Source organism: Chryseobacterium sp. (assembly GCF_045629545.1).
Lineage (GTDB): Bacteria > Bacteroidota > Bacteroidia > Flavobacteriales > Weeksellaceae > Chryseobacterium.
The window spans coordinates 1-13987 of record NZ_JAZQRK010000009.1 but is presented as its reverse complement, the minus strand read 5'-3'; the positions used below and the strand labels follow the sequence as shown (position 1 = coordinate 13987).

Annotated in this window: 12 protein-coding genes and 2 tRNA genes; 5 read left to right on the top strand and 9 right to left on the bottom strand. The window is 33.5% G+C overall.

Annotation, left to right across the window (positions count from 1 at the left end; genetic code table 11):
* The 5 genes from ACKI42_RS01600 to ACKI42_RS01580 all read right to left on the bottom strand — a co-directional run bounded on the left by ACKI42_RS01600 (position 1) and on the right by ACKI42_RS01580 (position 5768).
* Entirely contained in the window at positions 1 to 951 is a 951-nt protein-coding gene (locus ACKI42_RS01600) for a GSCFA domain-containing protein (protein WP_407401760.1), read from the bottom strand.
* 63 nt (positions 952 to 1014) lie between these two features.
* Entirely contained in the window at positions 1015 to 1986 is a 972-nt protein-coding gene (locus ACKI42_RS01595) for a polyprenyl synthetase family protein (protein ID WP_407401758.1), read from the bottom strand.
* A 103-nt stretch (positions 1987 to 2089) separates the two neighbouring features.
* Entirely contained in the window at positions 2090 to 3232 is a 1143-nt protein-coding gene (locus tag ACKI42_RS01590; RefSeq protein ID WP_407401756.1) for an inorganic phosphate transporter, read from the bottom strand.
* Positions 3233 to 3246: 14 nt separating this feature from the next.
* The gene (locus ACKI42_RS01585) at positions 3247 to 3885 is read right to left on the bottom strand and encodes a DUF47 domain-containing protein (RefSeq protein WP_407401754.1); all 639 of its coding nucleotides are present in this window, start codon (positions 3883 to 3885) and stop codon (positions 3247 to 3249) included.
* Positions 3886 to 4046: 161 nt separating this feature from the next.
* Positions 4047 to 5768 carry a DEAD/DEAH box helicase gene (locus ACKI42_RS01580; RefSeq protein ID WP_407401752.1) on the bottom strand — a complete coding sequence of 574 codons (1722 nt, stop codon included), beginning with the start codon at positions 5766 to 5768 and terminating at the stop codon, positions 4047 to 4049.
* 274 nt (positions 5769 to 6042) lie between these two features.
* Here ACKI42_RS01580 and ACKI42_RS01575 point away from each other — a divergent pair, with 274 nt between their 5' ends.
* The 3 genes from ACKI42_RS01575 to ACKI42_RS01565 all read left to right on the top strand — a co-directional run bounded on the left by ACKI42_RS01575 (position 6043) and on the right by ACKI42_RS01565 (position 9138).
* Positions 6043 to 6714, top strand: coding sequence for a DUF2461 domain-containing protein (locus ACKI42_RS01575; protein WP_407401750.1), 672 nt, complete (start codon positions 6043 to 6045; stop codon positions 6712 to 6714).
* A 143-nt stretch (positions 6715 to 6857) separates the two neighbouring features.
* Positions 6858 to 7652 (top strand): FkbM family methyltransferase, encoded by a 795-nt coding sequence (locus ACKI42_RS01570; protein ID WP_407401748.1) that lies wholly within the window; start codon positions 6858 to 6860, stop codon positions 7650 to 7652.
* 7 nt (positions 7653 to 7659) lie between these two features.
* Positions 7660 to 9138: a lipopolysaccharide biosynthesis protein gene (locus ACKI42_RS01565; RefSeq protein WP_407401746.1), complete on the top strand. Its 1479-nt coding sequence runs from the start codon at positions 7660 to 7662 to the stop codon at positions 9136 to 9138.
* Here the strand turns inward: ACKI42_RS01565 and ACKI42_RS01560 are convergent.
* The 4 genes from ACKI42_RS01560 to ACKI42_RS01545 all read right to left on the bottom strand — a co-directional run bounded on the left by ACKI42_RS01560 (position 9131) and on the right by ACKI42_RS01545 (position 13613).
* Positions 9131 to 10195 carry a hypothetical protein gene (locus tag ACKI42_RS01560; RefSeq protein WP_407401744.1) on the bottom strand — a complete coding sequence of 355 codons (1065 nt, stop codon included), beginning with the start codon at positions 10193 to 10195 and terminating at the stop codon, positions 9131 to 9133. The genes ACKI42_RS01565 and ACKI42_RS01560 overlap by 8 nt on opposite strands.
* An 18-nt stretch (positions 10196 to 10213) precedes the next feature.
* Complete coding sequence (locus tag ACKI42_RS01555; protein ID WP_407401742.1) at positions 10214 to 11068, bottom strand: glycosyltransferase; 855 nt, start codon at positions 11066 to 11068, stop codon at positions 10214 to 10216.
* Between the two features lie 69 nt (positions 11069 to 11137).
* Positions 11138 to 12538: an aspartate ammonia-lyase gene (aspA, locus tag ACKI42_RS01550; protein ID WP_407401740.1), complete on the bottom strand. Its 1401-nt coding sequence runs from the start codon at positions 12536 to 12538 to the stop codon at positions 11138 to 11140.
* A gap of 49 nt (positions 12539 to 12587) precedes the next feature.
* The gene (locus tag ACKI42_RS01545; protein WP_407401738.1) at positions 12588 to 13613 is read right to left on the bottom strand and encodes an N-acetylmuramoyl-L-alanine amidase; all 1026 of its coding nucleotides are present in this window, start codon (positions 13611 to 13613) and stop codon (positions 12588 to 12590) included.
* A 136-nt stretch (positions 13614 to 13749) separates the two neighbouring features.
* Between ACKI42_RS01545 and ACKI42_RS01540 the strand changes: the two genes are divergently transcribed.
* Together ACKI42_RS01540 and ACKI42_RS01535 are read left to right on the top strand one after the other, a co-directional pair.
* A tRNA-Ser gene (locus ACKI42_RS01540) sits at positions 13750 to 13836 on the top strand.
* Between the two features lie 11 nt (positions 13837 to 13847).
* A tRNA-Pro gene (locus tag ACKI42_RS01535) sits at positions 13848 to 13922 on the top strand.
* Positions 13923 to 13987: the final 65 nt, after the last annotated feature.

Below are 13987 nucleotides of genomic sequence, written 5' to 3'. Positions count from 1 at the left end.
TTAAAATATTTTATGTTTAGTTTTTAGCTGTTGTTGGGCAATCCTTTGGTTTAGTTTTTCTCTAAATTCTATATATTTCGGATCTTTATCATCATCAGAGCGATGTTGTAAAGCTTTGTTTATTTTAAAATTTTCTTTTATAAAAGCTTTCGTTTCCTCAGAAAAATAAGAATCCCCGAATTTCTCGAAAATATAATTTACCGCTTGAGAATTGGGATGAATCATATCTTCTTTATAAAATCTATAATCCCGAAGATCGTCTACCATGATTTCGTAGATAGGCAAATAATGACAATCGCTCATCGTTCCTATTACTTCATGGATCGCGTTGATAAGCCTAGATTTACTCAACTGGTTTTCTACCATTCCATCTTTGGTATGACGCACTGGCGATACACTGAAAAGTATCTGTACATCCTCATTGCAAATATCTTTTAAATTTAAAATCGTATTAAAAATAGAATCTGCAATCTCTTGGTTGGTAAGAATTTTCTTTTGGAAAAACTTCTGAGGTATCTTATGACAGTTTGCCACCAATTTGTTTTTCGGCTCAAAATTATAAATGAACGAGCTTCCATAGGTAATAATTACCCATTTGGTATCTTGTAGAAAATGATTGGCATCGGTAATCTCATCGTTGATCTTCTTTAAAGTTTGATGGATAAATCTTGTATCAAAACTAGAATGATGATCCAAAGAAATATATTCTTCATCATAAGCAATCAGCTCATCTTCTACATACAACTCAGAATCGTGAAGTCTTTTTACAGCATTGCTGATGGAATATGGATTAAAAATGGTTCCGAAAGGATTGTTTACTGTCTGCAACTGACCTTGAGAAAAAAGATCTGCCATCTCTGAGGCAAAACAAGAACCTATTGAAAATATTTTATCTTCAATATCAATTTTTATTTCAGATTCTTGAATATTAACTTCAGTTCTAAATTTCATAATGTTAAATAAATTGAGGCTAGAAATTAGGCATTCTACCCTTTCTCTAACCTCTATTTTGTATTAGCTATCTCTTCTAAGCAAATAGTTCGCCAGCTCTTTGAAAGGTTTTTTCTTTTCTTCGCTTACGTCTATTTTGTCTAAGAAACTTTGTCCTATTTCGTTGTGTTTTTCGATTAATCTTAAAGCTTTTTCATCTACTTTTACACGTCTGAAAATCTTTTCGATACCGTATACTTTATCAATATTATCGGTCTTTTTAGAATACCAATAATCTAATTCTTTTACTTCTTCTTCTGTTCCATGTTCTTTTGCTAATAGATAAAGAATAGTTTTTTTGTTCTCGTAGATATCACCTGCATGTTTCTTACCAAATTGAGCTTGGTCACCGAATACATCCAGATAATCATCCATGATCTGGAAAGCAATACCGATATGTTTACCAAAGTTGAAAATAGCTTTAGCATCAGAGAAATTGGCTTTAGCAATCATCGCTCCAATCTCGAATGAACAAGCACTCAACACACCAGTTTTATAAGTAATCATTCGGATATAATCGTCATACGTTACATTTTCCTGAGTTTCAAAATTGATATCATATTGTTGTCCTTCGCAAAGTAACAAACCTGTATGAGTAAATATTCTGATACAAGCTTTGAAAATTTCTGGCTCCAAATCTTCGAAAAACTTATACGCTTTCAGCATCAATCCGTCTCCCGAAAGAATTCCTACATTGATGCCATGCAAAGTATGGATAGTAGGCTTATTTCTCCTTAGTGGAGCTTCGTCCATAATATCATCATGTATCAAAGTAAAATTATGGAAAAACTCAATCGCCAATGCGGGCTTTATCGCCGCCTTCATATCACCTCCGAATAAATCACAAGCCATCAGCACCATGATAGGACGCAAACGCTTCCCTCCGTGCGAGATAATATAATTCATTGGATCATACAATTCTGCTGGCTTATCTTTGAAGGTATACTTGGCAATAGCATCAGCAACAATCTGTTGGTAGGTGTCTAAAAATTCCATAAAATTTTATAATTTAAACAAAAATACGATTTTCTAAGGGGTTGCAAAACAAAAAACTTTGCCAATACTGACAAAGTTTATAAGTTTTATTATGGATAATATTTTATGTGAAATAAGTCACCAAAAGATAAGTAATTCCTGCAACTAAAGCTGAAATAGGTATTGTAAGTACCCAAGCCCAAAGTAAGCTTACGGTAATCCCCCAACGTACCGCTGAGATTCTCTTGGTAAGTCCTACCCCAATGATAGAACCTGTAATGGTATGCGTAGTAGAAACCGGAATACCGAAGTGATCTGTAATGAATAAAGTGATCGCTCCTGCCGTTTCAGCACTTACCCCTTCTAGCGGAGTTACTTTCGTAATTTTGGTTCCCATGGTTTTGATAATTTTCCAACCACCACTCATAGTTCCCAAAGCGATTGCTACGAACGATACTAACGGCACCCAGACGTAATGCTGAGAGAAATAATTGAAACGTTCTGCAGTCGCAATGTTTAAATAAACAGGATCTTGTAACATATCCACATGATAGTAGATCAACGCTGCACCAATAATACCCATTACTTTTTGTGCATCATTAAGACCATGTCCTAAGCTAAATAAAGCAGAAGATGCTAGCTGTAATCTTTTAAATGCCTTGTCTGCTTTGTGCGGATTTGAATTTTTGTATAGATGTACAATAATTAGAGTAATAATAATTGAAATTATCATCCCAATTACAGGGGCCAAAAATATAAATATGAATATTGGGATCACCTTGCTGAATTTTACAACATCTTGGGTTGTTAGTTTAGCTAGTGCATGCTTTATAGTATCAAATATGCCAAGATCAGCTTGTGTGGCTACAATTTCACGATAATCAACCATGAATGCGTGTGTAAGTGCTGCTCCAAGAAATCCACCAATAAGAGTATGAGATGATGAAGATGGGATACCAAACCACCACGTCAAAAGATTCCAAGCAATTGCTGCAATTAACCCAGAAAAAATAACTTCTAAAGTAATGAAATTTTCGTTGACGGTTTTTGCTATTGTATTCCCGATTTTAAATTCTCCGATAACATAAACCGCAATAAAAAATGCTGCGAAATTCCAAACAGCAGCCCATAGTACTGCTTGAAAAGGAGTTAAAACTTTGGTAGATACAATAGTTGCAATAGAGTTTGCAGCGTCATGAAAACCATTGATATAATCGAAAATTAAAGCTAAAGCAATAATAACGGTAAGTAAAATAGGAAATTCCATTTTTGTTATTCTGTTTAAGCGTATTTAATCATGATGTTTTCAATCGTATTGGCTACATCTTCTGCTTTGTCTGTAACTACCTCTAGATAATTAAGTACTGATGAAATTTTAATGATATTAATAGCATCATTAGTTTCAAAAAGTTCTACCATAGAATTAGAAAGAAGATCATCTGCAATATTTTCAATTGAATTTACTTTGATACAAGCTTCTTTCACTTGTTCCATATTTTTGAATCCTTTCAAATTTTGCATTGCATTTTGAATTTCTAAACAAGCTTTATAGATTAATAAAGAAAAATCCGCATATGCCTTCATCATAGGAGATTTGTATAAGAAAATATATTTTGCTGATGCATATATATAATCTGCAATATCATCTAATCCTGTTGCAAGTGTGTGGATATCTTCACGATCGAAAGGAGTAATGAAATTTTTTCCCAGTTCTACAAATATTTCATGAGTGATCTCATCGTTTTTATGTTCATAGTCGCTCATCAGTTTCAACATCGAATCGTCATTTAGATCAAAATCTTTCATTCCGTTGTCGAAATCTTTAGACATTGCCACTAAGTTTTCGGTTACTTTCTCGAAAAGCACAAAAAAGATTTTATCTTTAGGCTGAAATGCGTGGAAAATGTTACCAATTGCCATTTGTAAGTATATTTATTTATTTGAGTGCAAATTTCCTAAAAAACCTTGTGAACAAAAAGCTTCCGGCATTAACTTTTGTTAATATTGGCGTAATAAATTGGCTATAAGGCACAAAAAAAATAGCCAGCATATGCTGGCTATTCCTATAATGTATGAGAAAATCAATTAGCTTCTTCAGCTCTCATGTCTTTCCCTTTAAATTTCATTGAAGAAAGATTTCCTAAAAGTTCATTTTTGTAAGATTTTTCAATCTCGAAGAATGAGAATTTATCAAGAATTTCGATATTTCCTATCTCTGCTCTTTTGCTTCCTTTGCTAGAAGTTGCTTTGTTTAGGATTTCTAATACGTCCAATTTTTTCAACTGATCTTTTTTACCAAGATTGAAGAAAAAACGAGTCATATTTTCATCACTTTTTCTAGGTCTAGAGCTTCTTTCACGATCTCCGCTTCTTCTGTCGCCTCTATCGTTTCTGTCGCCTCTATCACGATCTCTTCCTCTATCGCGATCTCTACCTCTATCACGATCTCTACCTCCTCTAGAATCGTCATCTCTATTGCTGAATTTCTGATCTGCCAAATCATGCTTGTCTTTGTAGTACAATGCAAGATCTTTCAGTTGGAATTGCAATAACTGGTGAACCAATTGTTCTTTGGTAAAGTTGCTAAGATCTGGAACTAAACTATCATCAAATTGGAAGATATCTTCATGCTCCGTTAATAATTTTTCGAAAACTCCAGCTACTTGTGCAGAAATAACTTCGTCACCTGTAGGGATTTTTTTCTCTTGGATATCAATCTTAGTTACAGATTTGATCTGCTTCAATTTTCTGCTTTCTTCTGGCTTTATCAATGCCATAGAAATACCGTCTTTTCCTGCTCTACCTGTTCTTCCACTTCTGTGAACGAATACTTCAGGATCATCTGGTAATGAGAAGTGAATAACGTGTGTTAGAGAGTTTACATCCAAACCTCTAGCTGCAACGTCTGTTGCTACCAAGATATCGATGTTTTTCAGTCTGAATTTCTTCATTACTGTATCTCGTTGTGCCTGAGACAAATCACCATGAAGTGCATCCGCTGCAAAACCATTCTGCATCAAGAAATCTGCTAATTCTTGAGTTTCCATTCTCGTTCTACAGAAGATAATAGAATATTGGTTTGGGTTTGCATCAATAAGTCTCTTAAGAGCCTCTTTCTTATTACGGTATCCTACAACATAGTATTCGTGCTTGATATTCTTCTTAACTTCGTTAATAGAACCTACAGAAATACGGTGAGGTGCTGTAAGGTAACTTTTAGAAATTCTCTCTACTTCTTTGCTCATCGTTGCCGAGAACAAGAAAGTTTGTTTTGTTTCTGGAGTTTCGCTCAAAATTGTTTCCAATTCGTCTTTGAAACCCATAGAAAGCATTTCATCTGCTTCATCCAATACCAACCAACGAATCTCTGAAAAATCTAGAGCTTTTCTGTTGATGAGGTCGATTACCCTTCCTGGAGTACCTACAATAATTTGAGGCTTATCTCTCAAAGAGCGCATTTGATCTGTAATACTGCTACCACCATAAACTGCTGTAGTTTTGATGTTTTGCATGTATTTTGAATAATTGGCTATGTCTTTAGAAATCTGTAGACATAATTCTCGTGTCGGGCAAAGCACCAAAAATTGGATTTTGCGACTCGTATCGTCAATCATATCCAAAATCGGAAGCGTAAACGCTGCTGTTTTGCCTGTCCCTGTCTGCGCAAGTGCGATTAGATCGCGTGTATCTGATAGAATAAAAGGGATAGTCTGTTTTTGGATCTCTGTCGGGCTTTCGTAACCCAGTTCGCCAATAGCCTTAAGGATATCAGGTCTTAAATTGGTCTCCGTAAATAAATTCATTAATTATTTTAAACTTTTTGCAAATGTACAACAAATATTTGAATTTTGGATTATCTAATATTAAAGAATTGATAATTTTATTTTAGAAATACCCAAACATTTTTTAATTTCCACAAAAAAAACCCAAAAATTTTATTTAAAATTTAATAATTTTTCAAAAATACAGATGATAATGATTTCCATATCATATTTTATGACTTTCCCACTATTGCGAAAAATTTTCTATTTAAATTTTCTAATTTTATTTATTTAAATTTGAATAAAACAATAGAGTATGTCTACAATTATATCTCCCAATGTATTCGATTTTCTTCGCGCTTTAGACCGTAATAACAACCGAGAATGGTTCAATCTCAATAAAAACCTTTACCAAGATTCTCAAGAAAACATCATCTCCTTTCTAGATTATTTGATAGACGAGATGGGAAATTTTGATGTTAATATTTTAAAAATAGACGCAAAAAAGGCTTTATTTAGGATTTATAGAGATACGAGATTCTCAAAAGATAAAAACCCCTATAAAACAAATTTCGGAGCTTCCTTAGGCATGGGAAAAGGCAGTAAAAAAGCGGGATATTACATTCACATAGAACCGGGGAAATCCTTTTTGGCAGGCGGAATCTACATGCCCGATTCTCCTACATTAAAAGAGATAAGAAAAGAAATTTCCATGAATGGTGACGAATTTCTAAAAATAATCAACAATAAAAATTTTAAAAAATACTTTCCAGAGCTATCTCAAGAACAAAAATTAGTAAAAATCCCTCAAGGATTCGAAAAAGAAGATGTAATGGGAGATTATTTAAAATTAAAAAGCTTCATTGTGGTTTACAATTTAAAAGATAGCGAAGTTCTAGATCCTAATGCTGCAAAAAACTTTAGCAAAATCTTCGAAATTATAAAACCCTTCAATGATTTTATTAATTCATCATTGATACAAAAGTGAGCACTCGCTGATAATTTTAATTTATCTTGAATTGACAATCATACTAGACATTTTATCATACCTATCGAGTATTTTGCAAAAAATATATTGGCAACCTGTTTTACATTTTCATTACCTTTGCGGTCGTTTTCAAACTCTACATTATGTCGCTATACCAACAGCTTGCAGAAAATCTACAATATATAAGTCCGAATTTTTATAAGAAAAGATACTTTAAAAGTTTGCACCATCTTACTAAAGATAATTTTTCTGCTAGAAATGTAGAGCCAGAATTGGTTTGGATAAAAGAGTATTTATCTACCAACTCTACGATTTTGGATATTGGCGCCAATGTAGGTACATTTTTATACCAACTAGAAGACAAACTTTCTCATCACAATATCTATGGTTTTGAACCTAATAAAAAGCTAAATAAAAGACTGAAAAGGCTTTTTCCTACCATGCACATTTTATCTTGGGCATTATCCAACGAAAATACAACAGCCGAATTTAAAGTTCCAATTATTAATGGTAAAATGGTAGCTTCTAGAGGAACCCTAAATACTGAATACAAAGAGAAAGGCGAAGAAAAAAGCTATACCGAAAAAGTAAAAGTAATAAAACTTGATGATTGGGCAGCAAAAGAAAACCTAACAAGACTGGATTTTGTGAAAATTGATGTGGAAGGCAACGAAATGAAAACACTGCACGGCGGAAAAAACATCATCAAAAAATTCAAACCGACATTAATGGTTGAGATGGAACAAAGACACCACAACCAACCGATTTGGAATGAAATATCAGAAATCGAAAGCTGGGGGTTTGAAGCACATTATCTTAACAGAAAAAGTTTTGAGCTAGAGATTCTTACCGAAGAAATCTTGATAAAAAACACATCAGACGAAAAAAATAAGACCGAATACATTAACAACATAATTTTTATCCCAAAATCTCAATAGAACTTATATGAGTGTAGTAGCAAGGCAAGGGATAAAATATTCTATTATCGGATACATTGGTTTTTTGATAGGAACTGTATCTGCTATATTTATTTTCCCGAATGATTTTGAATTCTATGGAACACTAAGGTATATTTTGCCCGCTGCAGAAATGCTAGTTCCCTTCGTAGTTTTGGGGATTTCATACTCCAATGTAAAGTTTTTCCGTAAGGCAGAACAAGATGGCAAAAAGCAAAATATGCTATCACTTTCCTTAGCAGCCATTTCTATCAACTTTGTTGTATTTTCACTTGTATTTTTTATCATTCCTATCCTATTCCCGAATTTCAAGAACACTGAAGCTTGGAAGATGAAGGAAATTGTGCTTCCACTTATTCTTCTACTCTCTTTTTGTGCAATCTTTAATAAGTATATTTCCAACTATAAAAGAATTGTTGTCCCGAATTTATTAGACAATTTACTTCCGAAGATTGCCAATCTAGGCGCTTTTATTTTGGCTTCGTATTTTGCATTATCCAATAATATTGCATTTGCTTTTTTCTTTGCCATGTTTGCTTTAATGCTTACTGGATATATTTATTACACCAACAAATTAGAAAAAATAAACTTAGATTTCAGTACAGTTTATTTCAAGAAAAATGATTTCTGGAAAGAATTTGCCAACTATAGTTTCTTCGGATTTTTAGGAACTTTTGGAAATTATCTTGCCATCAACAGTTTTATGATTGGCGAATATTTGGGTATGGAAGAAAACGGAATTTATTCTGTGCTTTATGCATTGATTTCTGTTATTTCTGTTCCGCAATTGGGATTATTCAATATATCTGCACCAATTATCAGTAAAAATCTTGCTGAAGGTGATATGGAAGAATTGGATCGGTTTCACAAAAAAACCTCATTATCACTCTACTTTTTGGGCGCAGTGTTGTTCTCTTGCATTATGGTAGGATTTCCTTATTTGGCGCATTTTATGCCTAAAAACGGATTGCTTTTAAGAGAATATCAACCTGTAATTTGGATTTGGGGATCAGCAGTTTTACTGGATCTAGCAACAGGATTTAACGGAAATATTATTTCACTTTCAAAATATTATAGATTTAATATTATTGTGATGATGCTTATGGCAGGACTCACGATAAGTCTAAACCTTTATTTCATTAAAAATACAGACCTAAAACTGATTGGTATTGCACTTTCCACCGCTATTTCACTTACAATTTATAACGTGATAAAAGTGATATTTAATTATATTAAATTTAAAGTTTCCCCTCTGAGTATAGAAATGATTTTTGTCTCTATCATTTGTACTTTAGCCATTACTGTTTCACTTATCTTACCATCGTTTGACAACAACTTCCTGAATCTAATTTACAAACCCGCAGTTGTATTGATATTGATTTTCATTGGTAATTATTTTACAAAAATATTTCCTATTGAAAACTATCTGAATTTGAAGTTTGTAAAAAGTATTTTTAAATTTAAATAGAAATCATTTTTGAAATAACACCTTCTATATCTTTTTGTATTTTTTGCTTTCCAAAATCATTTTGAAAGTTGAATTCTTTATTTTTTAAACTTAAAAATAATTCTAAAAGATTTTCTTTTTCCTTAATGATAAATGGTTGTTTTGTAGAATACTGCGAAGGAAAAACTGCCATTTTTCCAAATTTAATAGCGTCACCCAAATTGCCTGTCATCTTGGTTTTTCCGTAGATTTCTTTTTGACTAAAAAACTCGGTTTCTCTTTGTATTGGACACCAAAGTACATCTGCATTTTGCATATATTTATCAAAAATAGAAGCCGAAATTCTTTCTTTAAAATATGTGATATTAATATACTCTAAAGATCTCTCCAGATGGATAATTTCTTTTAACTCCTCGCCTTGCGCTTTGCCTAAAAATATAAATTCTAATAATTTTCCACCATTAGATTTCTTACAATTGGCTTCAAATTTTTGAAGGGTAGAAATTATGTGTTTATAATCTCTTCTTGCCTGAGAAACGCCTCCAGGAATAACAATCTTAACAACTTCTGAATTGTGTTTTTGAAATTTTTTAGTAAAAAACAAAGGCAAAAACTGGTATTTAGTAGAGTTCATTTCCTCATCTAAAACCAATAATTGATGGGCATTTTCATAAACTTTTGGTGCATTAATTAAGCCTTCTTTCCACCATAATTTTAAACGATAAACGACGTCTTTTTTAATGATATTTTGAATTAATTTTCCTTTAGAAATTTTAGAAAAATTCAAATTATGTACAATTACAGCCGATTTGTATTGCATGGTAATTGCCAAAAAAGTATTGAAATAACGATGAACAGTACCAATAATAACCAAATCGTAAGAATGCATAGCCAACTGATCTAGAATCCTAGAACTATCAGAAGAATACACAACCTCATCTTTTGTGACAATCTGTTTTTTAATTTTTTCGGATAAGAAATAATTAACAGAAAACTGAGTAGATCCCGACATTACATTGATAAAATCTTGTACAATTTCTGCGTGAGTATCTAGCTCTATATAAGCGATTTTTTTCAAAATAATTGAATCTAAAAATTATATTTTAAGCCACTTTTTCTTCAATATTGCCCATCTTTGGTTATTGATAATTTTCTGCTCAGCTTTGGAAATCTTTAACTCTAAATTTTGAGAACGACATTTTTCGTAAGATGAAATAATTTTAAAGAAAAACGAAATAGATTTACTTTTCATCGCTTCTTTAGACGAAGAAATATATGCCAAGAATCTATTTAAACCAAGAAAATAAAAATAACGTCCGTAATAATCTGATGGTTTAACAGTATAATCTGCGCCTTTTACTTTAATCAATTTTACTTGAAGTTCTGGCAAAACTACTTCTTTCCAACCCAAATTATCCAACAAAATAGAATCTATATTATCCCAACCTAAAGTTTCCCGAAGTCCGCCAATCGCCTGAAAACACTCTTTTCTATACGATTTCATTGGTCCGCGAACGTGGTGTCTATTTGAATTTCCTTCGTAAACCCAAGTATCATTTTTTTCTACAAACAACAATCCTCCCACCAATCCATAAGTTGGATTTTCTACAAAAGCTTTGTTGATTGTTGATAGATAAGCATCGCCTAGAATAATATCAGCATCAAATTTACAAATGATATCAAAATCATTGCTGTTCTTATAATTTAAACCTTGATTAAAAGCATTCACGACCTTCGACCCTGGTTGATGGGCTGATTTATCAAGATTGATGGTTTCAAAGCGAGAATCCTCTGTTGTGTACTTTTGTATTACCTCAGCAGTTTGGTCTGTAGATCCGTCATTCACCACTACAACTGTAAAATCTGTATGACGCTGATTTTTTAGAGAATCTAACGTAAATGGGAGATTATCTTGTTCGTTGTGAGCAGGAATGATAATTAAAAATTTCAAAGTATTTTTTAAATTTAAATATAAAAAACAGCGAATAGATTTTGATGCCTATTCGCTGATGATATGTGATTATTTATTATGAGGCTTTAGCATATTTTTCGGGTCTAGAATCTCATCCAATTTCTCTTGAGAAAGAATGCCTTTTTCTAAAACCAAATTGTATACACTTTTGCCACTTTCTAGCGCTTCTTTTGCAATTTCTGTAGATTGTTTGTATCCAATATAAGGATTTAGTGCCGTTACAATCCCAATACTGTGTTTTACCATTGCCAAACAAACTTCCTTGTTAGCCGTGATGCCTACAACACATTTGGTGCGCAAAGTATCTAACGCATTGCAAAGAAACTGAATATTTTCCATAATTGCGTGCGACAATACTGGCTCCATTACATTCAACTGTAATTGTCCTGCCTCAGCTGCGAAAGTTACGGTAAGATCGTTCCCAATTACCTTATAGCAAACTTGGTTTACAACTTCTGGTATCACAGGATTTACTTTTCCTGGCATAATAGAAGATCCTGGCTGCATGGGTGGAAGATTGATCTCGAACAAACCTGCTCTTGGACCTGAAGAAAGCAATCTCAAATCATTACAAATTTTAGACAATTTCACTGCCAAACGCTTCATAGCGGAAGAGTAAATAACGTAAGAACCTGTGTCTGGAGTAGCTTCTACCAAGTTAGGTGCTGAGATTACAGGGTAACCTGTAATTTCAGCGAGATTTTTTGCACAAAGTGTATTGTAGCCTATAGGAGCATTGATTCCTGTACCAATAGCAGTTGCACCCATATTTACTTCTACAAAAAGGTTGGCATTATTATTCAATTTTGAAATATCTTCTTCCAAAGTAGCTGCAAACGCTTCAAACTCTTGTCCCAGTGTCATTGGCACGGCGTCTTGAAGTTGGGTACGTCCCATCTTTATCACATCATGGAACTCCTCTCCTTTTGCTCTGAAAGCTTGTACAATTTGTTCTAATTTCTCCACCAATGTTTGGTTCATCTGCAACAATCCCATCTTTATGGCAGATGGGTAAGCATCGTTGGTAGATTGAGAAAGATTGATATGATCATTTGGAGAACAAAACTCGTACTCACCTTTATTCTTGCCTAATTTTTCTAAGACAATATTCGCAATTACTTCGTTGGCATTCATATTTACAGAAGTTCCTGCACCACCTTGTATCATATCTATAGGGAATTCTTTATGGTATTTACCTTCAATCAATTCATCGCAAGTTTCTGATATTTTTTGGTATAAAGCTTCATCTAATAATCCTAATTCAAAATTAGTTTTAGCCGCCGCTTTTTTCACAAAAGCTAATCCTTTTATAAATTCTGGATAGGATGATAATAATTGTCCTGATATTTTGAAGTTATTGATCGCTCTCTGAGTCTGTACACCGTAGTATGCATCCTTAGGCACATCTAGTTTACCTAGTAAATCGCTTTCTTGTCTGAAGTTTTCCATTAATGTAATAATTAATATTTATAAAGATTTTGTGTTGTCAGAATTTTCACTACTTAGTAGGGTATTTTTGAACTAATGCTTGTAAAATTGCCCATGTTTCAGCATCCATTACCCCATTATAAACTTGTGGTCTGAAATGGTATTGTAGAGCTTCTATAGTTTTTTTTGTAGCATCATCCCACTTTCCACTAGGATCTATACCATATCCAAATTTTTGTAAGGCAGTTTGTACCAAGAAGATGAATGAAGGCTCATTATATCTAGTTTCTATATCGCTAATAGCAGTCACCATAAAACTTTGTTTAGCCGCCTCATCATACCACATCCCTATCTGATACTCTTCATACAATTTTTTCCACGGAAATTGAGGTCCTGGATCTTGTTTTCTAAAAGGTGCGATATCTGCGTGTGCTAATACATTGGTTGCCGGAATATTGTATCTCTTTACTATATCTTGAGACAGAGCAGCAATTTTCTTTACTTGAATATCACTGAATGGTTCAAAAACTTTATTCCCCATAGCATCAGCTTTATAGCCCATATTTACTATTTCAATTCCAATAGAAGTGTCGTTCAGGTTTTTATCTGCGCGCCAACTAGAGACTCCTGCGTGGTAAGCTCTTTTGTTTTCATCTACCAGTTGATAGATCTCATTGTCTGGCAGATTGTTTACCAAATAGTGAGAACTTACTGCCTGTTGCGTAAGAACCGTTATAGACTTATCATCTGGCAATACAGTATAGTGAAGTATCAAATAACGTTGTCTAAAATTCTGACCTACAGAAGGGAAATAAGTTTTCACCACTTTATACCCATTAGGCTTTGCAGAAACTATAGATCCATAACTTATGGTGTTATCATTTTTACTGGCATCACCAATATTGGTGGTAAAAAACTCTGCTCCTCGTTCATTCGTAATTTGTGGTTTGGCAACTGTTGTATTGGGTTGTGTAGAAGCTACTTTTTGCTGATAAGTTGTTTTTTTAACCTGGTAAGTATTTTTTTTGATATTTTTTTGAGAAGTACAAGAAAAAACCAAAGTACTTAAACTTATGATATATAATGTCTTACGCATTCGTTTGTTTTTTTAATCATTTATTACCTCAAAAATACACATTTTTTTTCTGACATTAATTTGGAAAATAAAGAAATCTATTCTATATTTGCACTCGCAATAACGGATCAGCAATCTTTACAGAAACGTTATTCTAGGAGAGTTGCCTGAGTGGCCGAAAGGACTTGTTTGCTAAACAAGCGAACTGGAAACGGTTCCAAGGGTTCGAATCCCTTACTCTCCGCGACCCTTATTCGGGGCGTAGCGTAGTCCGGTCATCGCGCCTGGTTTGGGACCAGGAGGTCGCAGGTTCGAATCCTGCCGCCCCGACTGTTTTATTAGTTTTCTCAAAACTAATCAATGGGTGCGTAGCTCAGCTGGATAGAGCATCTGCC